This window comes from Allonocardiopsis opalescens, assembly GCF_003002095.1.
Classification (GTDB): Bacteria; Actinomycetota; Actinomycetes; order Streptosporangiales; family Streptosporangiaceae; genus Allonocardiopsis; species Allonocardiopsis opalescens.
In genome coordinates, this window is record NZ_PVZC01000001.1 from 1,034,295 (window position 1) to 1,059,753 (window position 25,459).

The window sequence follows — 25,459 nt, forward strand, 5'->3', positions numbered from 1 at the left end:
GGTTACCGGCCGGTTGTGGATAGCGGCGGCGCCGCGGAGCGCCGCCTGTGGACAAGCCGGCCGGTCGGCGGCCGCCCGCACCGGGCGGCGCAATGATGGTGGCCGGACGGAGTCCCGCTCCCGCCGTACGGCGAGGGAGCGGGCGCACGCGGCGCGTCGCCGGTGGGCGGCGACGGGATGGAAGCAGGCGGGCAGCACACGGACCAATGGAGGTGGGCGGCGATGAGGAAGGTCGACGTCGTGATCGTGGGAGCCGGCGCGGCAGGGCTGTCGCTGGCATGGCGGCTGGCCGGGCCCGGCGCGCCGGCCGGCGGACCCCGGGTGGCGCTGGTCGAGCCGCCGCCCGGCGGCCCGCGCACCCAGGACCGCACCTGGTGCTTCTGGGAACCCGAGCCGGGGGAGTGGGACGCCGCCGTCGGCCACCGCTGGCCGCGTGTGTCGGTGATCGGGCCGGACGGCGCCGAGCACGCCGCCCCCATCGCACCGCTCGTCTACAAGATGGTCCGCTCCCGCGACTACGCCGCCCACGTGGAAGGCGCGCTGCCCGCGGAGCGCGTCACCCGGGTGGCGGCCACCGTGTACCGGCTCTCCGACGGCGCCGACCACGCCACCGTGCACGCCATCGGCGCCAACGGCCGCGAGCTGCGCATCGCCGCCCGCTGGGTCTTCGACTCCCGCCCGCCGCCCCGCCCTCCGGCCGCCGCCACCACCCTGCTCCAGCACTTCCGCGGCTGGTTCGTGCACACCGAGCGCGACTCCTTCCGCACCGACACCGCCGTCCTGATGGACCTCCGCCCGCCGCAGCCCCCGCGCGGCGTCGCCTTCGGCTACCTGCTCCCGTTCAGCCCGCGCACCGCCCTGGTCGAGTACACCCAGTTCACCCGCGAGGTGCTGGACGACTCCGGTTACGACGCCGGCCTCAGCCACTACCTCGGCTCCGTCCTCGGCATCGGCGACTACACCGTCACCGGCACCGAGCAGGGCGTCATCCCGATGACCGACGCCCACTTCCCCCGGCGCGCCGGCCGCCGCATCCTCCGTATCGGCGCGGCCGGCGGCGCCACCCGCCCGGCCACCGGCTACACCTTCGCGGCGCTCCAGCGCCAGACGGCCGCGACGGCACGCGCCCTCGCCGCAGGGCGCGCGCCCGTGCCGCCGCTGCCGCACCGCCGCCGGCATCTGCTGATGGACGCGGTGCTGCTCCGCGCGCTCGACACCGGCCGTCTCGACGGCGCCCGCTTCTTCGCCGGACTCTTCGCCCGCCGCCCGGTCCGCCAGGTGCTCGACTTCCTCGACGGCCGCTCGACCCCCGCCCAGGAGATCGCCATCGGCCTGCACACGCCGGTGCTGCCCATGTCGCTGACCACCGCCGAGGTGCTGGTCCGGTCCATCGGCCGCCGCGGCCGGGTGACGGTATGAGCCGCCCCGCCCTGCCCGCACTCCGGGCGCTCGCCGCGGAGGCCGTGCGCATGCTGCCGCGGTTCCTCCTCCCGCCGCGGTCCGCCCACCGCCTCCGCACCACCCTCGCAGCGGGTCGCGGGGCCCCGGCTCCCCGCACCGCACGCTCCGGCGGCGGCCGGATCCCCGTGCCGGCCGGGATCGCGGGCGCGTCCCGGTGGCCAAGACCCGCCGGTGTTGGGATGCTTGACGCGACGCGCCGTGCGCGCGGGTCGGCACACACCGGGAGGGGCGGCAATGGATCTGGCGGCGAGACGCAGGCCGCTCGCGGGCTTCACCCACTGGCGGGTGACCGAGGAGTTCGACCACGCTGCCGCCGCCTACGACCGGCTGGTCAGCGCCAACCCCGGCTACCACGCCCACCTGCGGCTGTCCGCGCGGCGGCTGCGCCTGCCCGACGGCGGCGCGGGCTGCCGGCTGCTGGACCTGGGCTGCGGCACGGGAGCGTCCACCGCGGCCCTGCTCCGGGTGGCGCCGCGCGCCGAGATCATCGCGGTGGACGCCTCCGCCGGGATGCTCGCCGCCGCCACCGCCAAGCCGTGGCCCGAGCAGGTGTCCTTCGTGCACGCCCGTGCCGAGGAGCTGGTCGAGGCGGGTGTCACCGGTCCCTTCGACGGGGTCCTGGCCGCCTACCTCATCCGCAACTGCCCCGACCCCGACGCCGTCCTGCGCACGGTCTTCGGCCTGCTGCGCCCCGGCGCGCGCATCGCCGTGCACGAGTACTCCGTGGCCGACTCCCTCTACGCCCGCGCCGTGTGGGCGGCGGTCTGCTCGGCGGTCGTCATCCCGGCCGGGCGGCTGCTGACCGGCCGCTCCGACCTCTTCACCTACCTGCGCCGCAGCGTGGCCGAATTCGACGGCGCGGCCCGGCTGCGCGCCCGGCTGCGCGCGGCCGGGTTCATCGCGGTCGACACCGCACCGGTCACCGGCTGGCAGCGCGGTATCGTGCACACCTTCCTCGGGCGCCGTCCCCCCTCCGCGCCGGCGGAGGCGTGAGCCTCCGCGACCGCCGCGCGGTCCGCTTCGCACCCGCCCCCGGGGCCGCCACGGCCGGGGCCGACCCGCCCCGGGTGGTCGTGGTGGGCGGCGGCATCGCCGGCCTGTCGGCCGCCTCGGCGCTGGCGCGCCGGGGGGTGCGGGTGGTGGTGCTCGAACGCGCCGAATCGCTCGGCGGACGGCTCCGCGGCTGGCACACCACCCTGCGCGACGGCAGCGACGCCACCATGACCCGCGGCTTCCACGCCTTCTTCCGGCAGTACTACAACCTCCGCGCGCTGCTGCGCCGCGCCGACCCCGCCCTCGCGGCGCTCACCCCGCTGCCCGACTACCCCCTGGTGCACCGCGACGGCCGGCGCGACTCCTTCGCCGGCCTGCCCACCGCTCCGCCGTGGAACGCGGCGGCGTTCGTCGCGACCAGCCCGTCCTTCGGCTGGCGCGAGCTGTCCCGGGTGAACATCGTGGCCGCGATGGAACTGCTCGACGTCGACGTGCCGGGCGTGTACGAGCGGCTCGACCGGATGGACGCCCTCACCTTCCTGCGCCGGGTGCGCTTCCCCGAGGCGGCCCGCCACCTCGCCTTCGAGGTGTTCTCCCGGAGCTTCTTCGCCCACCCCGGCCGCCTCTCGGCGGCCGAGCTGGCCACCATGTTCCACATCTACTTCCTCGGCTCCAGCGAGGGCCTGCTCTTCGACGTGCCGGCCGAGCCCTTCCCGCGGGCGCTGTGGAACCCGCTCGCCGAGCGGCTGCGCGCCGACGGCGTGCGCCTGCGCACCGGTGCCCGCGCGGGCGCGGTGCTGCCGGGTTCGCGCCGCCGCTTCGCGGTCCCCGTCCGCGGCGGCCTGGAGGGCCCCGATGTCGAGGACGCCGACGCCGTCGTGCTGGCCACCGACGTGGCCGGGCTGCGCGAACTGGTCGCCGCCTCGCCCGAGCTGGGCGACCCCGGCTGGCGTCGACGGGTGGCCGGCCTGCGCACCGCACCGCCGTTCCTGGTCTCCCGGCTGTGGCTGGACCGCCCCGTGCACGCCGACCGCCCGGCCTTCCTCGGCACCAGCGGCTTCCCCACCCTCGACAACGTCACCGTGCTGGACCGCTACGAGGGCGAGGCCCGCCGCTGGGCGCGCGGCTGCGGCGGCTCGGTGGTCGAGCTGCACGGCTACGCGCTGCGCGAGGGCGCCGATCCGGCCGCCGAGCACCGCCGGCTGGTCGGCCAGCTGCACGAGGTGTACCCCGAGACGGCCGGCGCCCGCATCGTCGACCAGCGCTACGAGCTGGCCGCCGACTGCCCGCTGTTCGCGCCGGGCGGCCACGCCGAGCGGCCCACCGTCAGCACGCCCGATCCCCACGTCACCCTCGCCGGAGACCTCGTCCGCGTCGACCTGCCCGTCGCCCTGATGGAACGCGCCGCCACCACCGGCCTGCTGGCCGCCAACTCCCTGCTGTCCCGCTGGCGCCTGGCCGGGCACCCGGTCTGGAGCGTCCCCGTCCGCGGCCGCTTCACCGCCGCCCGCGCCCTGGCCCGCGCGCTGCGCGCGCCCCGTCCGCGCTGAACCGCGGCGGCGCCCGGCGCGTGCGGCGGAGGGGCCTCAGTCCGGCCGGCGGCCTGAGGCGCGCAGGGTGTAGCGGCGTTCGGCGTAGGCGAGGTCGTCGCGCCAGAGCCTGCGGGCGGCCTGGCGCATCAGGGGGCGGATGAGCGGGGCGGCGCGGCGGGCCAGCGCGAAGCCGGGCCGGCCCGAGTGGGCGACCGTCGCCTCGATCATGGCCGTCCTCGGCACGCCGCCGCGGTCGGTGCCGAGCGGGGTGGCGTGGGTCTCGACGACGCTGCCCTCGCCCTCGCCCTCGATGATGCGCATCACGACGGTGCGGGGCTCGGGGCAGCTGAAGGCGGCCCGCACGGGGACGCCGAGGCGTCCGGCGACCTTGAAGGCGACGTCCACCACGAAGCGGTCCCCGTCCGGATCGGCGTCCGCGCCGGGTTCGCCGGGCGCCTCGGTGACGCGCAGGCCCACGAACGAGTACGGGTGGAACCAGGAGCCGTGCCAGGGGTCGAGCCGGTTGGCCACGATGTCCTCGGGCTCGCAGCGCCCGGCCATCGAGGTGACGGCGGCCAGGCTCTCGGCCGCAGGCGGGCGCTCGGGCACGACCGGGGCGGGCAGCGGCTCCTCGCCGCCCACCTCGTCCAGGCGGACCCAGGCGAGCACGCCGTCGTCGTGCGAGGGGTACGGCGCCCAGCCCGCGAAGCGCTCCTCGCCGAGCGACAGGCCGTGCCAGCGGCACACCACGCGCCCCTCGGCGACCGCGCCCCGGCACAGCGGCGCGCCCAGGTGCGGGCAGGCGCCCGGCCCCGCGACGAGCCGGCCGCCGCCGGTGCGCCACGCCACCACCTCGACACCGCCGACCAGCCGGCCGAACGGCCGGTCACCGCGGATCTCGCTGCTGGCGGCCAGCACGAACCAGTTGCCCGACGGCCGCGCCACCGCGCGCTTGAGCGCCCCGTCGATCAGCCCCGGAGCGGCCTCGCGCCAGGTGGGCCGCTGCCGCGCCCAGGTGGTGGCGGGCAGCACCCGCAGCGGTATCCGGCCGGACAGCTCGGGTCCCTTCATCGGCGTCTCCGTCCAGGTCGTGGGTGGGGGCGGTTCGGCATTGGGGGCGGTCGTCGACGACTGTCAAGGGCCGGCGGGCGCTGTCCACAGGTCCTGTCCGCGAACGGCCGCCTCCGTCCACAGCCCTGCTCCGCACCACCGCCGCACACCTTGCGGCGGCAGACTTGGTGTCGGGGTGTTCCCCCCCAGGGCGGGCGGGGGATGGATGGGAGGCGGGGGTGGCGGGGGCATGCGGACGGGGCCTCAGTCCGTGGCCGTGGGGGCCGGGAGGGGTGGGGCGGTGAGGCGGGCGGCCACGGTGCGGGCCACGGCGGGCAGGGCCACCCGCAGGCGGCGGCCCACCGGCACCGCGCGGCGGGCCGACCACACGTCGTAGTCGGCCGACTCGATCTCGTCCAGGATGCCCTGGTAGAGGGTGAAGGCGGTCGCCACGCACGGGCGCGAGGCCGGGGCGAGCATCGGCACCCCGGGGGCGGCCTCCCGGTAGCCCGAGCGGTTGAGGGCGACGACCTCCGCCAGGGCGGCGCGCACGGCGGGGTCGCCCTGGCGGCGCGCCCTGCACCACAGCAGCCGGTCCCGGTCCACCCCGTGCGCCGCCAGCATGTCGGCGGGCAGGTACACGCGTCCGCGGTCGAGGTCCTCGGCCACGTCGCGCAGGAAGTTCGTCAGCTGGAAGGCCTCGCCGAGCGCGGCGGCGTGCGGCGCGGCCCGTTCCCTGGGCACGGCCGTGCCCAGCACCGGCAGCACCATCAGGCCGATCACCGCCGCCGAACCGTACATGTACCGCCGCAGCGCGGCGAAGTCGGCGTAGCCGGTGACGGTGAGGTCCATCCGCATGGACGCCATGAAGGCGCGGAACAGCTCCGGGTCCAGCGCGTAGCGGCGGGCGGTGTCCACGACGGCGGCCACGACCGGGTGCTCGCCGGACCCGTCGCGCAGCCCCCGTTCGAGCTGGTCCTCCACCTCGGCGAGCGCCCGCTCGGCACCGGGACGCGCGCCGGACTCGCCGTCCACGATGTCGTCGGCCCAGCGCGCGAACCCGTACAGCGCGTGGATCGCCGGCCGCCGCGCCGGCGGCAGCAGCCGCGTCGCCAGGAAGTAGGTGCGCCCGTGCCGCTCGTGCAGCGCCCGGCACCGCTGGTAGGAGGCGCGCAGCTCGGGCCCGTCGATACGCGCGGCGTCCAGCTCGGCCCGGCTCACGGCGCCGCCCCTGGAGCGCGGGCGGCCGGGGAGGCGGTGTCGCCCTTGATGTGCGGGCGGCCGGGTGCGGTGGCCGTGGGGGAAGTAGGCCGCGGTCCGCGCGGCGTCCGGTCGCGCCCGGCCGCTGTGTCGACCGGTTCGGCGCGTGTCATCGGGCCGCTCCCGGGGATGCCGGGGCGCCGTTGGGCCTGCGGCGGGGCCGGCGGAGGGTGCCGCCGGTGATGCGGGCGGCGGCGAGTTTGCCGGAGATGAGGACGGTGGGCAGGCCCACGCCGGGGGTGGTGCCCGCGCCGGCGAGGACGGCGTTGGTGGTGCCGGGGACGAGGTTGCGGGGGCGGAAGGGGCCGGTCTGGGCGAAGGTGTGGGCGACGGCGAACGGGGTGCCGGCGGTGTGGCCGAGGGCGGCCCAGTCCAGGGGGGTGACGGTGCGCTCGACCCGGACGGAGTCGCCGAGGCCGGGTAGGCCGCGCCGCTCCAGGGTGCGGACGAGGGCGTCGCGGTAGGGGCGGGCCTCGCGGTGCCAGTTCACCCGGCCGGTCCGCAGGTTCGGGCAGGGCGCGAGCACGTAGTGGATGTGGCCTCCGTCGGGGGCCAGGACCGGGTCCGTGCGGGTCGGGGTGGTGACCAGCAGCGACGGGTCGCTCATGGTGCGACCTTCCACCGTGATCTCCTCGAAGGTTCGGCGCCACGCCGAGCCGAACGAGATCGTGTGGTGCGCCAGCCCGGGCCAGTCGCGGTCGCCGCCCAGGTGCAGCACCACCGCGGATGGGGAGTGCCGCAGCGGCAGCGGGCGGCGCGGGCGCGCGCCGAGCAGCCGGTAGCTAACGTCCAGGTCGGGGGTGAGCACGACGGCGTCGCAGCCGATGCGCTCCCCCTCGGCGGTGACCACGGCGGTGACGCGCTCGCCGCGGCGCTCCAGCCGCGCCACGGCCCGGCCGTACCGCAGCTCGGCGCCGGCCCGCTCGGCCGCGCCGGCCAGTGCGGCGCCCAGCGTCCGCATGCCGCCGCGCGGGAAGTAGACCCCGGCCACGGTGTCCATGTAGGCGATGACGGCGTAGGCGGCCAGCGCCCGCTCGGGCGGCAGCCCGACGTACAGCGACTGGAAGGTGAAGATGCGCCGCAGCCGCTCGTCGCGGACGAAGCGGCCGACGGCCGGGGCGAGCCGCCCGAAGCCGCCCAGCGCCGCGAGCCGGGCCAGGTCGGGGGAGAGCAGGTCGAGGGGGGAGTCGAAGTCGGCGTCGATGAAGGCGCCGATCTGGGTGCGGTAGAGGGCGCCGAGCCAGCGCCGCAGCCGCCGGTACCCGGCGGCCTCGCGCGGCCCGGCCACCCGCCGCACCTCGGCCTCCATCGCCTCGGCGTCGGTGTGCACGTCGACGGCGGAGCCGTCGGCGAAGACCGCCCGGTAGGCGGGGTGCAGCGGCACCAGGTCCAGGCGGTCCCGCACCGACTCCCCGACGGCGCCCAGCGCCTCTTCGAGCAGGTGCGGCATGGTGAGCACGGTGGGCCCGGTGTCCATCCGGAAGCCGTCCAGGTCCAGGCGCCCGGCCCGCCCGCCGGGGTGGTCCTCGCGCTCCACGACGGTGACCGAGCGCCCCGCGCCCAGCAGGTGCAGCGCGGCCGCCAGCCCGGACAGGCCCGCCCCGACCACCACCACGTGGTCGGTGCGGCCGGGCACGGTGCGCAGGGTGCGGCGCCCGCCCGGTACGGCGGCGCTGGGCGGGCTCACCGGGTGCGCTCCGTGGCGCGCCTGGCCAGTCCGCGCAGCTGCTCGGCGGCCGCGGGCTCGATGCCCGGGGAGTCGAGGCGGTCCAGTCCGCGCCGGGTCAGCTCGGCGATCCGGCGTTCGACGGCGTCGGCCGCCCCCAGTTCGGTGAGCGCGGCCCGCACCCGGGCGACGGTGGCGCCGTCGGCGCCGGGGTCGCCGAGGGCGGAGCTGATCAGGGCGTGCGCGGCGTGGTCGCCGGCCTCCCTGGCGCGGCGCAGCCCCATCGCGATCAGGTAGGTGCGCTTGCCCTCGCGCAGGTCGTCGCCCGCGGGCTTGCCGGTGCGGGCCGGGTCGCCGAACATGCCGAGCACGTCGTCGCGGAGCTGGAAGGCCACGCCCACGTCGGCGCCGTAGCCGCGCAGCGCCGCCACCGCGGCCTCGCCGGCCCCGGCCATGGCGGCGCCCAGGTGCAGCGGGCGCTCGACGGTGTAGGCGGCGGTCTTGAGCCGGGCGATCCGCAGCGTCAGCTCCTCGCTGTCGTCGCCCTCGGCCTGCTTCTGCACGTCCAGGTACTGCCCGGCCACCATCTCGGTGCGCATCGCCCGCCACGGCACCCGGGCGCGGGCGAGGGCGGCGGGCGGCAGGCCGGCCTCACTGAGCAGGTCGTCGGCCCAGGCCAGCGCGAGGTCGCCGACGAGGATCGCCAGGCCGGCGCCGTAGCGGCCGGGGTCGCCGGTCCAGCCGTGCGCCCGGTGGGCGCCGGCGAAGGCGACGTGTACGGCGGGCGCGCCCCGGCGGGTGGAGGAGCCGTCCATCACGTCGTCGTGCACCAGCGCGAAGGTCTGGAGCAGTTCGAGCGCACTGGCGGCGCGCAGCGCGGCGTCGGCGGCGGGCCCTTCGGCCGCCCCGCCGGCCGCGCGCCACCCCCACCAGGCGAGAGTGGGGCGCAGCCGCTTGCCGCCCTGGTGGATGAAGCCGGACAGGGTGTCGACGACGGCGGTGGCGAAGGCCGGCTCGGTGTCGTGGGCCTCGGCGCGCCGGGCGGCGAGGTAGCCGGTGAGCACCTCGCGGACGCGGGCGGGCACGTCGGCCTCGGCGGGCGGGGCCGGCCGGGGCGCCGCGGCGCCGTCGGCCACCGGGTCCGACGGACGCGGAACGGTCCGGTCGTCGCTTCGCGTCCTCGGCACTCGCGCCATGGTCTCCCCGATCTGCGGTCCTGGACGGTATCTATCCGTGGGCGGGCTTCCGTAATCGGCGGCGTCCGCGCCCGTGCGGGGGTGCGAAGCGGGGCGGGCCGGGCGGACCCGGCCGTTCCCGGCGGATCGGGCGGCACTCCTGGGAGCGAATAGGGTGGCCAGGCGGCCGGCCGTCCCCGCGCCAGGGCCGTGCACGCGTCCCGCCGACCCCACGGAGCCGCCGATGTCCGCGCCCACGCCGCGCCCCGCAGCCGAGCCGACGAAGCCGGCGGAGCCGGTGGAGTACGTCGTGCTACTGGACGCCGACGGCCGCCCGGCGGGACGGGCCGCCAAGAGCGAGGTGCACCACCGCGACACCCCGCTGCACCTGGCCTTCTCCTGCTACATCTTCGACCGGGCCGGGCGGCTGCTGGTCACCCGCAGGGCGCTGGGCAAGGCGGCCTGGCCGGGGGTGTGGACCAACTCCTGCTGCGGCCACCCCGCGCCGGGCGAGGCGCAGCCCGACGCCGTGCGCCGGCGGGTGGCCCAGGAGCTGGGCCTGGTCATCGGCGAGGTGCGCGAGCTGCTGCCCGACTTCGCCTACCGCGCCGTCGACGCGAGCGGTGTGGTGGAGAACGAGGTCTGCCCGGTCTTCGCCGCCTCCGCCGAGGGCGACCCCCGGCCGGACCCCGGTGAGGTGATGGACTGGCGGTGGGTGCGCTGGCCCGACTTCGTCGCCCTCGCCGCCTCCGCGCCATGGGCGCTGAGCCCGTGGGCGGTGCTGCAGACCGAGCGGCTGCGCGTCATGTCGCCCGACCCAGGGGTGCCGACCGGGCGCTGAGGCGCCGCCGCCGTCCGACTCCTGAGCCTTCCGCGCCGCTCGCGGGAGGCTCGCCGCCGCATGTCCGGATCCCGTAGTGAAACGGACACAGAACAAAGGAAGCCCACATGAAATAACACCCAAACCATTGCGAAACAACATGGCGATCGTTAGCGTGTGACCACCGACACGGTGGAAGGACGGCCATGTACGCGGAAGAGCGGCAGCAGCTGATCCGCGACCGCGCCCGCGCGCAGGGGCGGGTCGACGTCGCGGCGCTGGCCGCCGAGTTCGACGTCACCCCCGAGACCGTCCGGCGCGACCTCACCGTGCTGGAGCGGGCCGGGCTGCTGCGCCGGGTGCACGGCGGCGCCATCCCGGTGGAGCGGCTGGGCTTCGAGCCCGCCTTCGCCACCCGCGACACCGTGCTCACCGCCGAGAAGGAGCGGATCGGCAAGGCGGCCCTGGCCCTGGTGCCCGACGAGGGCGCCATCCTGATCGACGCGGGCAGCACCACCGGCCGGCTCGCCGAGCAGCTGCCCTCCGACCGGGAGCTGACCGTGGTCACCAACTCGCTGACCATCGCCTTCACCCTGAGCAGCCGCTCCAACATCACCCTCATGCTGCTCGGCGGCCGGCTGCGCTCGCGCACCCTGGCCGCCGTCGACCGCTGGGCCCTGCAGGCGCTGGCCGACACCTTCGTGGAGGTGGCCTTCGTCGGCACCAACGGTGTCTCGGTGGAGCGCGGCCTCACCACCCCCAACACGGCGGAGGCGATGATCAAACAGGCCATGATCCGCAGCGCCCGGCGCACCGTGCTGCTGGCCGACCACACCAAGGTGGGCAACGACCACTTCGCCCGCTTCGGCAGCCTCGCCGAGATCGACAGCTTCGTCACCGACGACGGCCTGGACGCCCAGACCGCGCAGGACATCGAGGCGTCCGGACCCACGGTCATCCGGGCATGATCGTGACCCTCACCGCCAACCCGAGCCTCGACCGCACGGTGGAGGTGGCCGAGCTGCGCCCCGGCACGGTCATGCGGGCGGTGGCGCGCCAGGTCCATCCGGGCGGCAAGGGCCTCAACGTCACCCGCGCGCTCGCCGCCCACGGCATCGACTCCCGCGCGGTGCTCCCGGTCGGCGGCCCGGAGGGGGCGCACCTCACCGCGCTGCTCGACGGGCGCGGCGTGCGGCTGGAGCCCGTCGCGATCCGGGAGTCCATCCGCTGCAACATCACGGTGGCCGAGCCCGACGGCACCACCACGAAGTTCAACGAGCCCGGCCCCGAGCTGTCGGGCGCCGAGCTCGACCGCCTGGTCGAGCGCACGCTGGCCTGCGCCGCCGGCGCCGCCTGGGTCGTCGCGGCGGGCAGCCTGCCGCCGGGCGCGCCCGACGGCTTCTACGGCGGCCTGGTCCGGCGGCTGGCCGCCCTGCCGCGCCCGGTGCCGGTCGCCGTCGACACGAGCGGTCCCGCCCTGCTGGAGGCCGCCGGGGCGGGACCTTCGCTGCTCAAGCCGAACCGCGAGGAGCTGGAGACGGCGGCCGGCCGTCCGCTGGCCACCCTCGGCGACGTGGTCAAGGCGGCCGAGGAGCTGCGCGCCCGCGGTGTGGGCGCGGTGCTGGCCAGCCTCGGCTCCGACGGCGCCGTCCTGGTGGGCGCCGACGGCGTCTGGCACGCCGAGGCGCCCGCGCGGCGGCGCAGCAGCGTGGGCGCGGGCGACGCCCTGCTGGCCGGCTTCCTGGCGGCGGGCGCCGCCGGCGCGGCCGCGCTGGCCGCCGCCGTCGCCTGGGGGGCGGCCGCCGTCTCGCTGCCCGGCAGCCGGATGCCCGCCCCCGACGACGTCCGGACCGACCTGGTCCGGGTGCACGACGCGATCGACACCGAGCGGACCCTGGCGCCGGACTGACCAGGCCCCCGTACCGGCGGGGCCGCCCCACCCGGCGGCCCCGCCCACCAGAGTCCACCCCGAACCGCACGACCCCGAACCCGAACCACCCGAACCGGCCGGACGCCCCCCAGCCCCGGCCCTGGCAGCACACCTCGTGGAGGTGAACCCCGTGTCGACCGACGTCCAGCCCCGAGGGGCCGAGCTGAGAGCCACCGTCCAGCGGTTCGGCGGCTACCTGTCCGGCATGGTGATGCCCAACATCGGCGCCTTCATCGCCTGGGGCCTGATCACCGCGCTGTTCATCCCGGCCGGCTGGCTGCCCAACGAGCAGCTCGCCACCCTCGTCGACCCGATGGTGCAGATCCTGCTCCCGGTGCTGATCGGCTACACCGGCGGGCGGCTGGTGCACGAGCAGCGCGGCGCGGTGGCCGGCGCGATCGCCACCATCGGCATCGTCGTCGGCGCCGAGGTGCCGATGTTCCTCGGCGCGATGATCATCGGCCCGCTGGCCGGCTACGTGATCAAGCTCTTCGACCGCTGGGTGATGCCCCGGGTGCGCTCGGGCTTCGAGATGCTGGTGGAGAACTTCAGCGTCGGCATCCTCGGCGGCCTGATGGCGATCCTGGGCATGCTGGCCATCGGCCCCGTGGTCCAGTCGCTGACCAATGTGCTCGGCGCTGGGGTGCAGTGGCTGGTCGACACCAGTCTGCTGCCGCTCGCCTCGGTGCTCATCGAGCCGGCCAAGGTGCTGTTCCTCAACAACGCCATCAACCACGGGGTGCTCGGCCCGCTCGGCGTGGCCAACGCCGCCGAGAACGGCCGGGCCATCGAGTTCCTGCTGGAGCCCAACCCCGGCCCCGGCTTCGGCATCCTGGCCGCCTGCCTGCTCTTCGGCCCCCGGGTGATGCGCGCCTCGGTGCCGGGCGCGATGGTGATCCAGTTCCTCGGCGGCATCCACGAGATCTACTTCCCGTACGTGCTGGCCCGGCCGAAGCTGATCCTGGCCGCGATCGCGGGCGGCGCCAGCGGTGTGGCCGTCTTCATGGTCACCGGCGCCGGGCTCACCGCCACCCCGGCCCCCGGCAGCATCTTCGCCGTCCTCGCCATGACCCCGCGCGGCGGCTACCTGGGGGTCCTGGCCGGCATCGTCGTCTCGGCCGTGGTGTCCTTCCTGGTCGCCGGCCTGCTGATGGGCTTCGGGCGGGGCGAGAAGGATGACGGCGCCGACGGGGCCGACGACGGCGACCGCGCCGACCCCGAGGACGCCGAGCGCACCCCCGAAGACACGGACGCCCCCGCGTCCGAGAGCCGCCCCGGCGGCACGGAAGCGTCCCCGGCGCGGGACGCGGAACCGGGCGGCGGCCCGGATCCGGACCGGGACCGCGCGGGCGCGGCCCGGGACCGCGCCGACGGCACCGCCTCCGGCGGTGCGCCCACCACACCCGTCGAAACGGAGGCAGGGACATGACCCAGATCAGCGGATCGGCGGTCAAGAAGCTCATCGTGGCCTGCGACGCCGGCATGGGGAGCAGCGTCATGCTCACCTCGCAGCTGGCCAAGAAGCTGAGCGGGTACGGGGTCGAGGTGTCGCACACCGCCGTCGACCGGATCCCCGGCGACGCCGACCTGGTGCTCTGCCAGCAGAGCCTGGTGAGCCGGGCCAGGCGGGCGGCGCCCGGCACCGTGGTGCTCGGCTTCCAGATGTTCCTCGGCGACCCCGTCTTCACGAAGGTGGAGAACGCGATCAAGTCCGGCGGCACCCTTGCGGACTGAGCCCACCGGGCCGGGCGTCCTGGCCGCGGAGGCGATCCGGCTCGGGCTGAGCGCGGCCGACCAGGCCGACGCCATCGCGCAGTGCGGCCGGGTGCTGCTGGAGATCGGCGCCGTCGAGGAGCCCTACCCGGCGACCATGCACGAGCGGGAGCGCTCGGTGTCCACCTTCGTCGGCGAGGGCATCGCGATCCCGCACGGCACCGACGCGGGCCGCGCGTACGTGCGGCGCACCGCGCTCGCGGTGCTGCAGTTCCCGGCGGGTGTGGACTGGGGCGGCAACGACGTGCGGCTGTGCGTCGCGATCGCCGCCTCGGGCGACGAGCACGTCGGCGTGCTGGCGGCGCTGGCCAACGCGCTGCTGGAACCGGGCGTGGCCCGGTCGCTGCGCGAGGCGGCCGACCCGGAGGCGGTGCTGGCGGTGCTGCGGGTGGAGCCCTCGTGAGGGCCCGCCCGGCGCGCGGCCAGGACCTGAGACAGGCGAACGGTGGAGGGATCGACTCATGAAGGTGGCACGCTTCTACGCGCCGGGGGACATCCGGCTGGAGGAGGCGCCGGAGCCGCGGCCGGGGCCCGGCGAGCTGAAGCTGCGGGTGCGCAACTGCTCGACCTGCGGCACGGACGTCAAGATCAGCCGCTTCGGCCACCACCACATCGCGCCGCCGCGAGTGATCGGGCACGAGATCGCGGGCGAGGTCACCGAGCTGGGCGAGGGCGTGTCGGACTGGGCCGTCGGCGACCGGGTGCAGGTCATCGCGGCGATCCCGTGCGGGCGCTGCGACGACTGCCGGCGCGGCTGGCAGACCATCTGCCCCAACCAGGAGTCGATGGGCTACCACTACGACGGCGGCTTCGCCCAGTACATGGTGGTTCCGGCCAAGGTGCTGGCCGTCGACGGGGTGCACCGGATCCCCGACGGCGTCGACTTCGCGTCGGCCTCGGTCACCGAGCCGCTGGCCTGCGTGCTCAACGGCCAGGAGTTCGCCCGGGTCGGCGACGGCGACACCGTCGTGGTGGTGGGGGCCGGGCCGATCGGCTGCCTGCACGTGCGGCTGGCCCGCTCGCGGGGCGCGGCAAAGGTCTACCTGGTGGAGCTGAACCGCGCCCGCCTGGACATGGCGGCGGGCGTGGTCGACCCCGACGCCGCGATCTGCGGCGCGGAGTCCGACGCCGTGGACGAGGTGCGCAAGCTCACCGGCGGGCGCGGCGTCGACGTGGTCGTCACGGCGGCGGCGTCGGGCAAGGCGCAGGAGGACGCGATCCAGATGGCGGCGCGGCGCGGCCGGATCAGCTTCTTCGGCGGACTGCCCAAGGACGCGCCGATCATCTCCTGCGACTCCAACCTGGTGCACTACCGCGAGCTGACCATCCTGGGCGCCAACGGCTCCAGCCCCGAGCACAACCGGCGGGCGCTGGACCTGATCGCGTCCGGTGCCGTCCCGGTGAGTGACCTGATCACGCACCGGATGCCGCTGAGCGGCGTGCTGGACGCCATCGAGACGGTGGCGAGCGGCGCGTCGATCAAGGTGACGATCGAGCCGTGAGCCGGAACGGAAGGAGCGCGCGATGCCCACGCGGCGTGTGACCGTCGGGGCGCGGGTCGGGCTGCACGCCCGCCCGGCCGGACTGCTGGCCAAGGCGGCCGCCGCCCAGACCGCGGAGGTGTTCATCGCCCGGCCCGGCGGCGAGCCGGTGCGGGCGGCGAGCATGCTGGGCGTGATGGCGCTGGGCGCCCGCTACGGCGACGTCGTCGAGATCAGCGCCGAGGGCGCGGGCGCCGAGGAGGCGCTGGCCGCCGTGGCGCGGGTGCTCGCCGCCGATCCCGACGCCGAACCGCTCGACGCCTGAACCGTCGAGTCGCGGCGGCCGCCGCCCGGCCGCCGTGACTTCCCCGGGCGGCCGCGCAGCGGCCGCCTGCCCCACCCCCGGGCCGGTCCCATCAGGACCGGCCCGGTCGGCTGTCCGGGGCCTGGGCGCGGCCGGCGTTGACAAGCGGAGTCCGCAATCCGTATCGTTCAAGCGGAGTCGCTGCTCCGTATCCTTGCGGGCGGTGCCTTCGCGTCCTTCGGCGTCCATCGAACGAGAGCAGGCGGCAGGCCATGGAGATCGCGCTGAACACCCCGGTCGTCACCCTCATCCCCGGCGCGCACGCCTCCTGGGAGGCCGAGGCGGGGCCCGGGGAGCTGGTGGAGATCGCCCGCACCGCCGACCGGCTCGGCTTCGGCTACCTCACCTGCAGCGAGCGGATCGCGGTGGCCGCCGGGACGGCCGCGCACGGCACCCGCTTCTACGACCCGGCGCCGACCTTCGGCTTCCTGGCCGCGCACACCGGGCGAATCCGCTTCCTCACCTACGCGCTCGGCCTGGGCAACCACCACCCGCTGGCGCTCGCCAAGCGGTACGGCACCCTGGACCTGCTCACCGGCGGCCGGGTGGTGCTCGGGCTCGGCCTGGGCGCCGTCCCCGCCGAACTGGAGCTGCTCGGCGCCCAGCCGCGCGGCCGGGGCGCCCGCGCCGACGACGCGCTGCGCGCCCTGCGCACCGCGCTCGGCTCCGACGGCCCCGTCGACCACGGCGGCGAGCACTACGCCTTCGGCGGCGCGGTGGTGGACCCGTCGGGCTCCGGGCGGCGGCCGCCGCTGTGGATCGCGGGCGGGCCGCGCTCACTGCGGCGCGCGCTGGCGCTGGGCGACGGCTGGATGCCCGCGTTCACCGTGCCGCCCGCCGAACTCGCCCGGCTGCTGACCGGCCTGGAGCGCCCGCCCGGCTTCACCGTCGTGCTGCCGGTGCTGCCGCCGGTGGACCCGATGCGCGACCCCCGGGGCGCCCGCACCGCCCTGGAGGCGCGCGCCGCGGCGGGCGCGGACGTGGCGGTGGTGAGCGTCGTGCACGGCTCGCTGGCCGAGTACCTGGACCAGCTCGACGCGCTCAGCCGGCTCGTCCCCGAGTCCGTCGCGGCCGCGCCGGCCCGCTGAGCGCGCGGCTCACGGCGGCGCCGAGCGCTCGAAGCGGGTGATCGACGCCCGGCGGCCGAACTCCTCGCCGGTATCGCGCGCTCGCGCGTCCCGGCCCCGGTGGTCGGGGTGCCGGGCTCCGCCCGCCCGGAGTTCCAGCGGCGGCTGTAGGCGACGGTGTCCGTCCGGTCACTCGGCGGTCCGCCCGCCGGGCCGGGACCAGAAGCGGCGGAGCAGGTACCAGGAGAAGTACGGGCCGTAGCGGCGCTGGAGTTCGGGGCGGCGCCAGTCGCGGCCGTCGACCACCCCCCGGCACGAAGGCGTGCCGCAGCGGCACTCCATCGCGCCGTCGTAGTCGTCGAACAGGGCGTAGTCGGTGGCCAGCTCCTCACCGGGTTCCACGTCGCGCATGGCCACCAGCACGATGTTCCCGGCGAAGCCGACATTGGGCTCGCAGGAGTGGTTGAGGAAGAGCATCACCGGTTCGTACTCTTCCTCCGCCACCGCGGCGAGGTGGAAGCCGTCCGCTATCTGGACCTCCGACTGCCGCAGGGGCTCGGGCAGCGCGCCGAGTTCGGCTGTGCTGACGATATGGCCGCCCTTGATCGCGACGACCTCGTCCCGGGCGATCGGCGCCACGGCGACCAGGCCACGGCCCTCGATGGAGCTGGGCCCGCCCTTGCGCGCCTTCGGCGATATCCGGCTGGAGACGATCATGGCGCCCAGCGTGGCGCCCGGCGCCGGGCGCGGCAAGCCCGCCCGGGCAGAATGGGCGGATGGACGGAACGCCGCGGGAGGCCGCCGCCGCGCCGGTGTGGGTGGTGGCCGGAGCGCCGGGCGCGGGCAAGTCCACGGTGGCCGCGCTGCTGCTGGCCCGGCTCAGGCCGGTCCCGGCGCTGCTGGACAAGGACATCCTCTTCGGCGGCCTCGCCGCCGAGATCCTGCGCGCGCACGGCCGCCCCGGCGGCGAGCGCGAGGGCGAGTGGTACGACGCCCACGTAAAGGTGCACGAGTACGGCGCGCTCACCGCCGCCGCCCGCCGGATCCGCTCGGCCGGCTGCCCGGTGCTGCTGGACGCCCCGTTCACCGGCCAGATCCGTGAGCCCGGACGCTGGCGCGCCTGGACGGCCGAACTGGGCGGCGAGCCGGTCCGGCTGGTCTGGGTCCGCTCCGACCCCGCCACCCTGCGCGCCCGCCTGCTCGCCCGCGGCCTGCCCCGCGACGCCGGCAAGCTGGCCGCCTTCGACGCCTTCGTCCAGCGCATGCGCCCCGACGAGCCGCCGCCCGTCCCGCACCTGGCCGTCGACAACACCCAGGGAGCCCCGCCGCCGGCCGAGCAGGTCGACGCCTTGGCGGCGCCGTTCGCGCGACCGGGCTAGAGCGGATCCGGGACCGCGCTCAGCCGGGCCGGCCGGTCAGGGGCCGCCGCCTCGCCCAGTGCCCTGGGTTGCGGGCTGGGGTCGATGACGCGGAAGGTGTCGCCGCGGTAGGTGACGGTGCAGTCCAGGTAGGCGCCGGTGCGGCTGAGCGGGGTGACGGTGGCGGCGAGGGCGCGCAGTTTGTCGAGTTCGGCGCGCGGGATGAGCGCGCGGCCGTCGCCGTGGACGACGCCGGTGAGGAAGCGGGCGAGTTCGCGGCCGGTGGCCGCGGAGATTCCGGTGATCCACAGGAACGGCCCGTCCGGATCGTCCGGTGGTGCGGGGGCGGCCTGTTCGGGGCGTGCGGCGGCCGGTGCCAGGTTCAGGTATTGGCGGACCAGGTTCCGGAGTTCGGTGAATTCCGGGTTGACCCGGCCGCCCGGACGGTGCGCGGGCGGCTGGGCGCCGCCGGAAACGGGAAAGCGCTGGTGGTCGGCTGCCGCACCGGCGTCCTCCGCGGCGGCGGAGCGGTGGGAGCAGGGGTCCTGGCAGGCGGAGCGGGCGCGGCACACTCCACCAATGAAGCCTCGAAAACGGCGCGGCATAAAGGATGGGAGCGGTGCCGGTATCCGATTGTTATCGCGGACTGAACCGGATTACCTGAGCGTTTCCAGAAGGTGAACAACGATCATGAATTGTCCGGTGTCCGCATTTCTTGATCATTATTGTTCGCGGCGGCGGGCAGCGCGATCGCGGTGAGGACGAGCCCGCCGCGGACCAGCCAGCGCCCGGTGAAGCCGGTCAGCGGCGCCCCGTCGACCACCGGCCCGGGGACCAGCAGCCGCGCCGTGAAGGCGCCGGCCCGCGGGTCCACCGTGATCCGGGCCTCGGCGAAGCCGAGGAAGCGCCGGGCCAGCGGGTACCACGCCTTGTACACCGACTCCTTGGCGCTGAACAGCAGCCGGTCCCAGTGCACCCCGGTCGCCCCGGGGTCGAGCGCACCGATCCAGTCGCGCTCCTCGGGCAGCGACACCGCGTCGAGCACGCCCTCGGGCAGCGGGCCGTTCGGCTCGGCGTCGATCCCCACCGAGCGCACCTCGGCGGTGCGGGCGGCCACCGCCCCCCGGTAGCCGGCGCAGTGGGTGATGCTGCCGGCGATGCCCTCGGGCCACACCGGCGCCCCGCGCTCGCCGCGCGGCAGCGGCACGGGCGGCACGGACAGCTTGGCCAGCGCAAGCCGGGCGCAGTGGCGGCCGGTGGTGAACTCGCGGCGCCGCTTGTCGACGGCGCGCGCCACCTCCGGCTCCTCCTCGGGCAGCAGCACCGCCTCGGGCGGGTCGTCGAAGCTCTCGGCGCAGGCCACCTCGCCGGGCAGCAGCTCCTCGATCACGTCCACTCCGCGTGGACGCGGGCCGGCAGGATGGTGCGCAGCAGGCCCTTGGGGTGCCCGCGCGCCTCCCACTCGCGGGGGTAGCCGATCGAGACCTCCTCGAAGGGCACGCCGTCGTGGACGGTGGACCTCGGGATGTGCAGATGGCCGTAGACGACGGCGGCGGCCCGGTAGCGCAGGTGCCAGTCGGCGGTCAGCTCGGTGCCGCACCACTGGGCGAACTCCGGGTAGCGCAGGATGCGGGTGGGCTCCCGCACCAGCGGATAGTGGTTGACCAGCACGGTGGGCAGGCCGTCGTCCAGCTCGTCCAGCCGCCGGGCCGTCTCGGCCACCCGGGCGCGGCACCAGTCGTCGCGGGTGGGGTGGGGGTCGGGGTGCAGCAGGTACTCGTCGGTGCACACCACCCCGGTGCCGTGCGCGACGGCCAGCGCCTCCTCCTTGGTGGCGGCGCCCTCGGGACGGAAGCTGTAGTCGTAGAGGGTGAACAGCGGCACCACCCGCACCGGCCCGCCCGCGCCCTCCCACACCGGATAGGGGTCCTCGGGGGTGAGCACGCCGAGCCGCCGGCACATTTCGACCAGGTGGCGGTACCGCGCCTCGCCGCGCAGCGGCACGGGGTCGCGGGAGGGCGTCCACAGCTCGTGGTTGCCCGGCGCCCACACCACCCGGGCGAAGCGCTCGGCCAGCAGCCCCAGCGCCCACTCGATGTCGGTGGTCAGCTCGCCGACGTCGCCGGCCACCAGCAGCCAGTCGTCGGGCGACTTGGGCCGCAGGCTCTCGGTGATCGGGCGGTTGCCCTTGTGGCCGACGTGGAGGTCGCTGACGGCGAGCAGGGAGCCCCCGCTCACCGGCGGCCGCCCGCCACGCGCCGCGCCGTACCGCGATCCAGCCCCATGCCCGCCCCTCTCCGGCTCGCCCGCGTCACATGCTAGCGCCGCCAGGGCCGCGTCCGGCGTGGTGCGGGGGGCCGGTCCGTGGTTGGCTTGCCCAGGGCCGGTGCGCAGGGGCGCGGCCGTAGCGGAGGAGGGCGTCGATGACCGTGGCCGAGCAGATCACCGCGCCGGTGGCCTACCACGGGGAGGGACCCGTGTGGTGCCCGGCCGACGGGCGGCTGCGCTGGATGGACATGCTGGCCGGCGACGTGCTCACCCTGCCGACCGGCGGCGGCGCGCCGGAGCGGCTGCACGTCGGCGAGGTGGCGGCGGCGCTGCGCCCCCGGGCGGGCGGCGGTCATGTGCTGGCCGTCGAGCGCGGCTTCGCGCTGCTGGACCCCGGTTCCCAGGAGCCGCGGCGGCTGCCGGAGCTGTGGGCGGACCCCTCGGTGCGGATGAACGAGGGCGGCTGCGACCCGCGCGGGCGCTTCTACTGCGGCTCGATGGCCTACGACACCGCGCCGGGCCGGGGCGCGCTGTACCGGCTGGATCCCGACGGCTCCACCGCCACCGTGCTGACCGGGATCACCATCTCCAACGGCCTGGCCTGGACGCCCGAGGGCGACCGCGCCTACTACATCGACACCCCCACCCAGCGGGTCGACGTCTTCGACGTCGACGGCGACGGCGAGCTGCGCGACCGCCGCCCGTTCACCGCCGTGCCCGCCGAGATCGGCGCACCCGACGGCCTCTGCCTGGACGCCGAGGGCGGGGTGTGGGTGGCGCTGTGGGACGGCGCGGCCGTGCACCGCTACGGCCCGGACGGCTCCCTGGACGCGGTGGTCCCGCTGCCGGTGAGCCGCCCCACCGCCTGCGCCTTCGGCGGGCCCGATTTGGACGAGCTGTACATCACCACCTCGCGCGAGGACATCGACCCGGCCCACCAGCCGGCCGCCGGCGCCTTGTTCCTGGCGCGCCCGGGCGTGCGCGGCGCGCGGGTGCACGAGTTCGCGGGCTGAGCGCCGGGCGTGGGTGCCGTACGGTGGCGGGGACGTCAAGACGGCACGCGACCGGCCGCGCCGGCCGGGAAGGACGGCGGACATGACCCGGATCCTGGTCTTCTCCAAGACGGCCGGCTACCGCCACGACTCCATCCCGGCCGGGGTGGCCGCGATCGCCGAGCTGGCGGCGCGGGCGGGCCTGGAGGCCGTCGCCACCGAGGACGCGGCCGCGTTCACCGCCGGTGAACTGGCCCACCACCGCGCCGTCGTCTTCCTCAGCAACACCGGCGAGGTCTTGGACGACGACCAGCGGGCCGCGCTGCGCGCCTTCGTGGACGCGGGCGGCGGCTTCGCGGGCGTGCACGCCGCAAGCAACGCCGAACCGGACTGGCCGTTCTTCGGCGAGCTGGTCGGCGCCCGCTTCGACCGCCACCCCGAACTCCAGCCCGCAACGGTCGCCGTCGCCGACGCCGGCCACCCCGCCACCGCGCACCTCGGCCCGGCCTGGACCCTCACCGACGAGTGGTACGACTTCCTGGACGACCCCACCCCGCGGGTCCGGATGCTGCTCACCGCGGACGAGGCCGGCTACACCGGCGCCCGGATGGGCCTGGGCGCCGCGCACCCCGTCGCCTGGTGCCACCAGGTCGGGGCGGCCAATGCCTTCTACACCTCGCTGGGCCACACCGAGGAGGTCTACGCCGACGACGCCTTCCGCGCCCACCTCATCGGCGGTATCACCTGGGCGGCGCGGGTCTGACCTCGCCGTAGCGGCGGTCGGCCGCCGCCCCGCCCAGCTCGGCCAGCACCGCGTCGGCCAGGGCGGCGGCGCACTCCTCGGGCAGGCCGGAGGCGAGGGCGTGGGCCGCCGCGGTCGCGGCCAGGGTGGCGCCCTGCGCGGGGGTGAGTTCGGGCAGCGGCGTGTCGGGGCGGGTGCCGTCGGCCAGGCGCAGGGCGCGGCGGGCGCGGGCCAGGGCGCGCCGCCACGGCGGGCGGCCGGCGCCGGCCGCCGAGCGGGTGACCAGGTCGTCGAGCACGGCGAGGAGCACCCCGGTGACCAGGCCGACGGCGATGCCGCCGGCGGCGCTCGGCCGCGGTGCCGGCACCGGGGGCAGGGGGCCGCGCCGGGCGAGGAAGACGTCGCGCAGCCGCTCGTAGTACGGCGCCTCGCCGGGTGCGCAGCGGGTCACCACGCGCCGGGCGAAGCCGTCGACGGTGCGGTGGGGAGCGAGGGGGGCGCGGAAGGCCGGCGCTCGGGCCACGTGGCACACCGCTCTCATACGTGTCTCATATGTGTACGGCCAACTGGTCACTCAGCGTAGTCCAGCGGCCGCCCGGCGCGCGGCGGCCTGACCGATCACTCGCGTCCGGGGCCCCTCCGCGACGGACACGTGCGGGCGGCTCAGAGTTCGCCGGTGATGTAGCGCTGGAGGGTGGGTCCGACCCAGTCGATGATCTCGGCACTGGACATGGCGACCACCGGCGGCATCCGCAGCACGTAGCGGCACAGCGCCAGGCCGAGGATCTGGGTGGCGCACAGTCCGGCGCGCAGCGGCGCCTCGGCCGGGTCGGGGCAGACGCGCACGGCGACGGGCGCGACCTGGCCGGCGAAGATGCCGCGCATCCGCTCGGCCGCGGCCGGGTTGGTGGCCCCGGCGCGCAGCAGCGCCATCAGGCTCTCGTCGTCCTCCCAGCGCCGGACGAACGCGGTGACCAGGGCGCGGCCCAGCTCCTCGCGCGGTACGGCGGTGAGGTCGGGCAGGCGCAGGTCGAACTCGGCGGCCAGCGCGAAGAGCTTCTCCTTGCTGCCGAAGTAGCGCATCACCATCGAGGGGTCGATCGAGGCGTCGGCGGCGATGGCGCGGATGGTGGCGCGCTCGTAGCCCTCGGCGGCGAAGCGCTCGCGGGCGGCGGCCAGGATCGCGGCCCGGGTGGCGTCGGAGCGGCGGGGCCGCTGGTCGGAGTCCATGCCAACGAGTGTAGGCCAACGCGTGTTGACATCAGAATCCGGCGCTCCTAGTGTTGCCAACAGTTGTTGACCAACGCTTGTTGACTTTGGAGGCGGGGATGATCTCCACTGACGTACTGATCGTCGGAGCCGGCCCGACCGGGCTGGCCCTGGCGGGGGAGCTGGCCGCCGCCGGGGTGTCCTGCGCGGTCCTGGAGCGGCGCACGGCCGAGTCCAACCTCACCCGCGCCTTCGCGGTGCACGCCCGCACCCTGGAGTACCTGGACATGCGGGGGATGGGCGACGAACTGGCGGCCACCGGCGCGCATGTGCCGGGGCCGCGGCTGTTCGGCTCCGTGAACGCCCGCCTGAGCCTGGTGAAGAGCCGCTACAACTACCTGCTCATCACGCCGCAGTACCAGACCGAGGCCCTGCTGGAGCGTTGGGTGCGCGGACTCGGCGTCCCGATCGTGTCCGGGGCCGAGGTGACCGGCCTCGACCAGGACGGCGACGGCGTACGGGTCCGGGTGCGCACCGCCGAGGGCAAGGAGGAGACCTGGGAGACCGGTTATCTGGCGGGCACCGACGGCGTGCACAGCACGGTGCGCTCCGCGCTCGGCCTGCCCTTCCCCGGCCGCTCCGCGATCAGGTCGCTGATGCTCGCCGACGTGCGGCTGCCTGAGCCGCCCGCCGCGCCGGTGCTGCTCGACGGCAACCAGGCCGGGCTGGTCTTCATCGCGCCCTTCGGTGACGGCTGGTACCGCGTGATCACCTGGGACCGGGACAACCAGCCCGCCGACGACGCGCCGCTGGACTTCGAGCAGGTCCGCGTCTCCGTACGCGATGTGCTCGGCACCGACCTGGGCATGCGCGAGCCCCGGTGGATCTCGCGCTTCCACAGCGACGAGCGCCAGGTCCCGCACTACCGGGTCGGGAGGGTGCTGCTGGCCGGCGACGCCGCCCACTGCCACTCGCCGGCCGGCGGCCAGGGCATGAACATCGGTATCCAGGACGCCGCCAACCTGGGCTGGAAGCTGGCCGCCACCGTCCGCGGGCAGGCCCCGACGGGCCTGCTCGACAGCTACCACGACGAGCGGCACCCCGTCGGCCGCGCGGTACTGCGCGGCAGCGGCGCGCTGCTGCGCTCGATCACCATCCCCTCGCCGGCCGTGCGCGCGGTGCGCAACCGGGCGATCGAGACGGTGCTCAACCTGTCCCCGGCGCACCGCCGGCTGGCCGAGTTGGTCTCGGGCATCGGCACGCGCTACCCCGCGCCGCGCGGCGCCCACCCGGCCGTCGGCAGGCGCGCCCCTGACGTGCCGCTGGCCGGGGGCGGCCGCTTGTACGAGGTCCTGCGCGCCGTCCGGTTCGTCCTGCTGGGCCCGGACCCGGCCGAACTCGACGCGGCGGTGCGCGGCTGGGACGACCGCGTCGTCACCGCCGCGACCGCGGGCGGCGACTGGATCCTGGTCCGCCCGGACGGCTACACGGCCTGGGCCGGGAGGGCGGGCGACCGCGCCGGGCTGCGCGCCGGGCTGGCCGCCTGGTGCGGCGCCTCGGCCGGGGCGGCGGACTCCGGCGGTCGGGCGCGGGAATGACCGCGCGCCGTCCGGCGTTCCACTCCTGCCGTATGGTGTACGGTACGGCGTGCGGTTCGGGCGGCGGGCCCGGACCTCGGCCGACGACGGACGGAGCGGTATGGAAGCGAGCAGGCAGGACGGGACCGGAGCGGAGCCGGAACGCGACGAGGTGCACCGCGCGGTCACCGGCACGGTGCCCGGCGCGGCCGAGCGGGCCGAGATCGAGGAGTGGTTCGCGCGCTACGACCGGCTGAGCGCCCGCTCGGCGCCCGAGGACATCGAGGCGATGGCGGACATGGCGATGTTCCCGATGAACCTCGTCACCGACGACTCCGCCGGGCAGGGCTCGGCCGAGGTCTCCGACCGCGAGGGCTACGTGCGCTCGATGTCGGAGGTGATGGGCGGCGGCACCGAGCACCTGGAGATGGAGCAGGTCCGCACGCCCTTCTTCCTCACCCCCAGCCTGGCCGTGGTCTTCACCAGGGGCACGATGAACGCCGGCGGGCACCGCCGGGACATCCGCTACGCCGACATCCTGGTCAAGCGGGACGGCGCCTGGCGGTTCCAGACGATGGTGCAGGGCGGCTGGGGCGACGCGGCGGCGGCCGGCTGAGGCGGGCCGCCGGCGCGGCGGCGACGGAGCGGAAAGGGGGCCGCGGAGCGCGCGGCCCCCTTTCCGCTCTGTCAAGGCTGGAATCGCGGCGGTGCCGCGGTTATGGTTGCGGCGGATCGTTCACC

Annotated in this window: 27 protein-coding genes; 17 read left to right on the forward strand and 10 right to left on the reverse strand. The window is 76.1% G+C overall.

Annotation, left to right across the window (positions count from 1 at the left end; translation table 11 throughout):
* Positions 1-222 precede the first annotated feature (222 nt).
* From CLV72_RS04130 to CLV72_RS04140, 3 genes are all read left to right on the forward strand, one after another.
* Positions 223-1,419 (forward strand): lycopene cyclase family protein, encoded by a 1,197-nt coding sequence (locus tag CLV72_RS04130; protein ID WP_106239436.1) that lies wholly within the window; start codon positions 223-225, stop codon positions 1,417-1,419.
* 276 nt (positions 1,420-1,695) lie between these two features.
* The gene (locus CLV72_RS04135) at positions 1,696-2,454 is read left to right on the forward strand and encodes a class I SAM-dependent methyltransferase (RefSeq protein ID WP_106239439.1); all 759 of its coding nucleotides are present in this window, start codon (positions 1,696-1,698) and stop codon (positions 2,452-2,454) included.
* Positions 2,451-4,004, forward strand: a complete 1,554-nt coding sequence (locus CLV72_RS04140; RefSeq protein WP_106239442.1) for an FAD-dependent oxidoreductase — start codon at positions 2,451-2,453, stop codon at positions 4,002-4,004. Before CLV72_RS04135 ends, CLV72_RS04140 begins: the two co-directional genes overlap by 4 nt.
* 36 nt (positions 4,005-4,040) lie before the next feature.
* Here the strand turns inward: CLV72_RS04140 and CLV72_RS04145 are convergent, their stop codons facing one another.
* The 4 genes from CLV72_RS04145 to CLV72_RS04160 form a co-directional block, all read right to left on the reverse strand.
* The gene (locus tag CLV72_RS04145) at positions 4,041-5,057 is read right to left on the reverse strand and encodes a Rieske (2Fe-2S) protein (RefSeq protein WP_106239446.1); all 1,017 of its coding nucleotides are present in this window, start codon (positions 5,055-5,057) and stop codon (positions 4,041-4,043) included.
* A 243-nt stretch (positions 5,058-5,300) separates the two neighbouring features.
* A complete protein-coding gene (locus tag CLV72_RS04150) occupies positions 5,301-6,257 on the reverse strand; it encodes a phytoene/squalene synthase family protein (protein ID WP_106239449.1) in 957 nt (318 codons plus the stop codon).
* A 148-nt stretch (positions 6,258-6,405) separates the two neighbouring features.
* Entirely contained in the window at positions 6,406-7,911 is a 1,506-nt protein-coding gene (gene crtI / locus CLV72_RS04155) for a phytoene desaturase family protein (protein ID WP_211302753.1), read from the reverse strand.
* A gap of 68 nt (positions 7,912-7,979) precedes the next feature.
* The gene (locus tag CLV72_RS04160; protein ID WP_245929850.1) at positions 7,980-9,149 is read right to left on the reverse strand and encodes a polyprenyl synthetase family protein; all 1,170 of its coding nucleotides are present in this window, start codon (positions 9,147-9,149) and stop codon (positions 7,980-7,982) included.
* A 232-nt stretch (positions 9,150-9,381) separates the two neighbouring features.
* On the opposite strand from CLV72_RS04160, the gene idi reads away from it, so the two are divergent.
* The 9 genes from idi (at position 9,382) to CLV72_RS04205 (ending at position 16,593) form a co-directional block, all read left to right on the forward strand.
* On the forward strand, positions 9,382-9,978 hold the full coding sequence (gene idi / locus CLV72_RS04165) for an isopentenyl-diphosphate Delta-isomerase (RefSeq protein ID WP_106239457.1): 597 nt from the start codon (positions 9,382-9,384) through the stop codon (positions 9,976-9,978).
* A 185-nt stretch (positions 9,979-10,163) separates the two neighbouring features.
* The gene (locus CLV72_RS04170; protein WP_106239461.1) at positions 10,164-10,925 is read left to right on the forward strand and encodes a DeoR/GlpR family DNA-binding transcription regulator; all 762 of its coding nucleotides are present in this window, start codon (positions 10,164-10,166) and stop codon (positions 10,923-10,925) included.
* Positions 10,922-11,866 (forward strand): 1-phosphofructokinase, encoded by a 945-nt coding sequence (gene pfkB, locus CLV72_RS04175; RefSeq protein WP_106239464.1) that lies wholly within the window; start codon positions 10,922-10,924, stop codon positions 11,864-11,866. Before CLV72_RS04170 ends, pfkB begins: the two co-directional genes overlap by 4 nt.
* 151 nt (positions 11,867-12,017) lie before the next feature.
* Positions 12,018-13,316, forward strand: coding sequence for a mannitol-specific PTS transporter subunit IIC (gene mtlA, locus CLV72_RS04180; protein WP_146159329.1), 1,299 nt, complete (start codon positions 12,018-12,020; stop codon positions 13,314-13,316).
* Positions 13,313-13,621 (forward strand): PTS sugar transporter subunit IIBC family protein, encoded by a 309-nt coding sequence (locus CLV72_RS04185; protein WP_106239467.1) that lies wholly within the window; start codon positions 13,313-13,315, stop codon positions 13,619-13,621. The genes mtlA and CLV72_RS04185 overlap by 4 nt, the downstream gene beginning before the upstream one ends.
* On the forward strand, positions 13,611-14,063 hold the full coding sequence (locus tag CLV72_RS04190) for a PTS mannitol transporter subunit IIA (protein WP_211302680.1): 453 nt from the start codon (positions 13,611-13,613) through the stop codon (positions 14,061-14,063). The genes CLV72_RS04185 and CLV72_RS04190 overlap by 11 nt, the downstream gene beginning before the upstream one ends.
* 58 nt (positions 14,064-14,121) lie before the next feature.
* Entirely contained in the window at positions 14,122-15,162 is a 1,041-nt protein-coding gene (locus CLV72_RS04195; protein WP_106239471.1) for a zinc-dependent dehydrogenase, read from the forward strand.
* A gap of 22 nt (positions 15,163-15,184) precedes the next feature.
* On the forward strand, positions 15,185-15,466 hold the full coding sequence (locus tag CLV72_RS04200; protein ID WP_106239475.1) for an HPr family phosphocarrier protein: 282 nt from the start codon (positions 15,185-15,187) through the stop codon (positions 15,464-15,466).
* 251 nt (positions 15,467-15,717) lie between these two features.
* A complete protein-coding gene (locus CLV72_RS04205) occupies positions 15,718-16,593 on the forward strand; it encodes a TIGR03619 family F420-dependent LLM class oxidoreductase (RefSeq protein WP_106239478.1) in 876 nt (291 codons plus the stop codon).
* Positions 16,594-16,761: 168 nt separating this feature from the next.
* Here CLV72_RS04205 and CLV72_RS04210 read toward each other — a convergent pair whose 3' ends face one another.
* Entirely contained in the window at positions 16,762-17,289 is a 528-nt protein-coding gene (locus tag CLV72_RS04210) for an SET domain-containing protein (protein WP_146159330.1), read from the reverse strand.
* 59 nt (positions 17,290-17,348) lie between these two features.
* On the opposite strand from CLV72_RS04210, the gene CLV72_RS04215 reads away from it, so the two are divergent.
* Entirely contained in the window at positions 17,349-17,951 is a 603-nt protein-coding gene (locus CLV72_RS04215; protein ID WP_106239486.1) for a P-loop nucleotide/nucleoside kinase family protein, read from the forward strand.
* On the opposite strand, the gene CLV72_RS04220 is transcribed toward CLV72_RS04215, so the two are convergent.
* The 3 genes from CLV72_RS04220 to CLV72_RS04230 all read right to left on the reverse strand — a co-directional run bounded on the left by CLV72_RS04220 (position 17,948) and on the right by CLV72_RS04230 (position 20,168).
* Entirely contained in the window at positions 17,948-18,502 is a 555-nt protein-coding gene (locus tag CLV72_RS04220) for a hypothetical protein (RefSeq protein WP_106239490.1), read from the reverse strand. The two genes, CLV72_RS04215 and CLV72_RS04220, sit on opposite strands and share 4 nt — an antisense overlap.
* 116 nt (positions 18,503-18,618) lie before the next feature.
* A complete protein-coding gene (locus CLV72_RS04225; RefSeq protein WP_106239494.1) occupies positions 18,619-19,320 on the reverse strand; it encodes a 4'-phosphopantetheinyl transferase family protein in 702 nt (233 codons plus the stop codon).
* Positions 19,317-20,168 (reverse strand): metallophosphoesterase family protein, encoded by an 852-nt coding sequence (locus tag CLV72_RS04230; protein WP_106239497.1) that lies wholly within the window; start codon positions 20,166-20,168, stop codon positions 19,317-19,319. Before CLV72_RS04230 ends, CLV72_RS04225 begins: the two co-directional genes overlap by 4 nt.
* Before the next feature lie 185 nt (positions 20,169-20,353).
* Between CLV72_RS04230 and CLV72_RS04235 the strand changes: the two genes are divergently transcribed.
* On the forward strand, positions 20,354-21,211 hold the full coding sequence (locus CLV72_RS04235) for an SMP-30/gluconolactonase/LRE family protein (RefSeq protein WP_106239500.1): 858 nt from the start codon (positions 20,354-20,356) through the stop codon (positions 21,209-21,211).
* An 82-nt stretch (positions 21,212-21,293) separates the two neighbouring features.
* On the forward strand, positions 21,294-21,953 hold the full coding sequence (locus CLV72_RS04240) for a ThuA domain-containing protein (protein WP_106239504.1): 660 nt from the start codon (positions 21,294-21,296) through the stop codon (positions 21,951-21,953).
* Here the strand turns inward: CLV72_RS04240 and CLV72_RS04245 are convergent.
* On the reverse strand, positions 21,931-22,455 hold the full coding sequence (locus tag CLV72_RS04245) for a hypothetical protein (protein WP_106239508.1): 525 nt from the start codon (positions 22,453-22,455) through the stop codon (positions 21,931-21,933). The two genes, CLV72_RS04240 and CLV72_RS04245, sit on opposite strands and share 23 nt — an antisense overlap.
* Positions 22,456-22,595: 140 nt before the next feature.
* Positions 22,596-23,162, reverse strand: a complete 567-nt coding sequence (locus tag CLV72_RS04250; RefSeq protein ID WP_106239512.1) for a TetR/AcrR family transcriptional regulator — start codon at positions 23,160-23,162, stop codon at positions 22,596-22,598.
* Between the two features lie 98 nt (positions 23,163-23,260).
* Between CLV72_RS04250 and CLV72_RS33550 the strand changes: the two genes are divergently transcribed.
* Entirely contained in the window at positions 23,261-24,739 is a 1,479-nt protein-coding gene (locus CLV72_RS33550; RefSeq protein WP_106239516.1) for an FAD-dependent monooxygenase, read from the forward strand.
* Positions 24,740-24,839: 100 nt separating this feature from the next.
* Complete coding sequence (locus CLV72_RS04260; protein ID WP_211302681.1) at positions 24,840-25,334, forward strand: nuclear transport factor 2 family protein; 495 nt, start codon at positions 24,840-24,842, stop codon at positions 25,332-25,334.
* Positions 25,335-25,459 lie beyond the last annotated feature (125 nt).

Excerpts from the sequence above, each read along its gene's own strand:
- CLV72_RS04135 (WP_106239439.1), top strand. The coding sequence starts at position 1,696 with ATGGATCTGGCGGCGAGACGCAGGCCGCTCGCGGGCTTCACCCACTGG.
- CLV72_RS04200 (WP_106239475.1), top strand. The coding sequence starts at position 15,185 with ATGCCCACGCGGCGTGTGACCGTCGGGGCGCGGGTCGGGCTGCACGCC.
- CLV72_RS04145 (WP_106239446.1), bottom strand. The coding sequence starts at position 5,057 with ATGAAGGGACCCGAGCTGTCCGGCCGGATACCGCTGCGGGTGCTGCCC.
- CLV72_RS04205 (WP_106239478.1), top strand. The coding sequence starts at position 15,718 with ATGGAGATCGCGCTGAACACCCCGGTCGTCACCCTCATCCCCGGCGCG.
- CLV72_RS04260 (WP_211302681.1), top strand. The coding sequence starts at position 24,840 with ATGGAAGCGAGCAGGCAGGACGGGACCGGAGCGGAGCCGGAACGCGAC.
- CLV72_RS04130 (WP_106239436.1), top strand. The coding sequence starts at position 223 with ATGAGGAAGGTCGACGTCGTGATCGTGGGAGCCGGCGCGGCAGGGCTG.
- CLV72_RS04185 (WP_106239467.1), top strand. The coding sequence starts at position 13,313 with ATGACCCAGATCAGCGGATCGGCGGTCAAGAAGCTCATCGTGGCCTGC.
- CLV72_RS04240 (WP_106239504.1), top strand. The coding sequence starts at position 21,294 with ATGACCCGGATCCTGGTCTTCTCCAAGACGGCCGGCTACCGCCACGAC.
- idi (WP_106239457.1), top strand. The coding sequence starts at position 9,382 with ATGTCCGCGCCCACGCCGCGCCCCGCAGCCGAGCCGACGAAGCCGGCG.
- CLV72_RS04250 (WP_106239512.1), bottom strand. The coding sequence starts at position 23,162 with ATGGACTCCGACCAGCGGCCCCGCCGCTCCGACGCCACCCGGGCCGCG.
- pfkB (WP_106239464.1), top strand. The coding sequence starts at position 10,922 with ATGATCGTGACCCTCACCGCCAACCCGAGCCTCGACCGCACGGTGGAG.
- CLV72_RS33550 (WP_106239516.1), top strand. The coding sequence starts at position 23,261 with ATGATCTCCACTGACGTACTGATCGTCGGAGCCGGCCCGACCGGGCTG.
- CLV72_RS04210 (WP_146159330.1), bottom strand. The coding sequence starts at position 17,289 with ATGATCGTCTCCAGCCGGATATCGCCGAAGGCGCGCAAGGGCGGGCCC.
- CLV72_RS04195 (WP_106239471.1), top strand. The coding sequence starts at position 14,122 with ATGAAGGTGGCACGCTTCTACGCGCCGGGGGACATCCGGCTGGAGGAG.
- CLV72_RS04170 (WP_106239461.1), top strand. The coding sequence starts at position 10,164 with ATGTACGCGGAAGAGCGGCAGCAGCTGATCCGCGACCGCGCCCGCGCG.
- CLV72_RS04215 (WP_106239486.1), top strand. The coding sequence starts at position 17,349 with ATGGACGGAACGCCGCGGGAGGCCGCCGCCGCGCCGGTGTGGGTGGTG.
- CLV72_RS04235 (WP_106239500.1), top strand. The coding sequence starts at position 20,354 with ATGACCGTGGCCGAGCAGATCACCGCGCCGGTGGCCTACCACGGGGAG.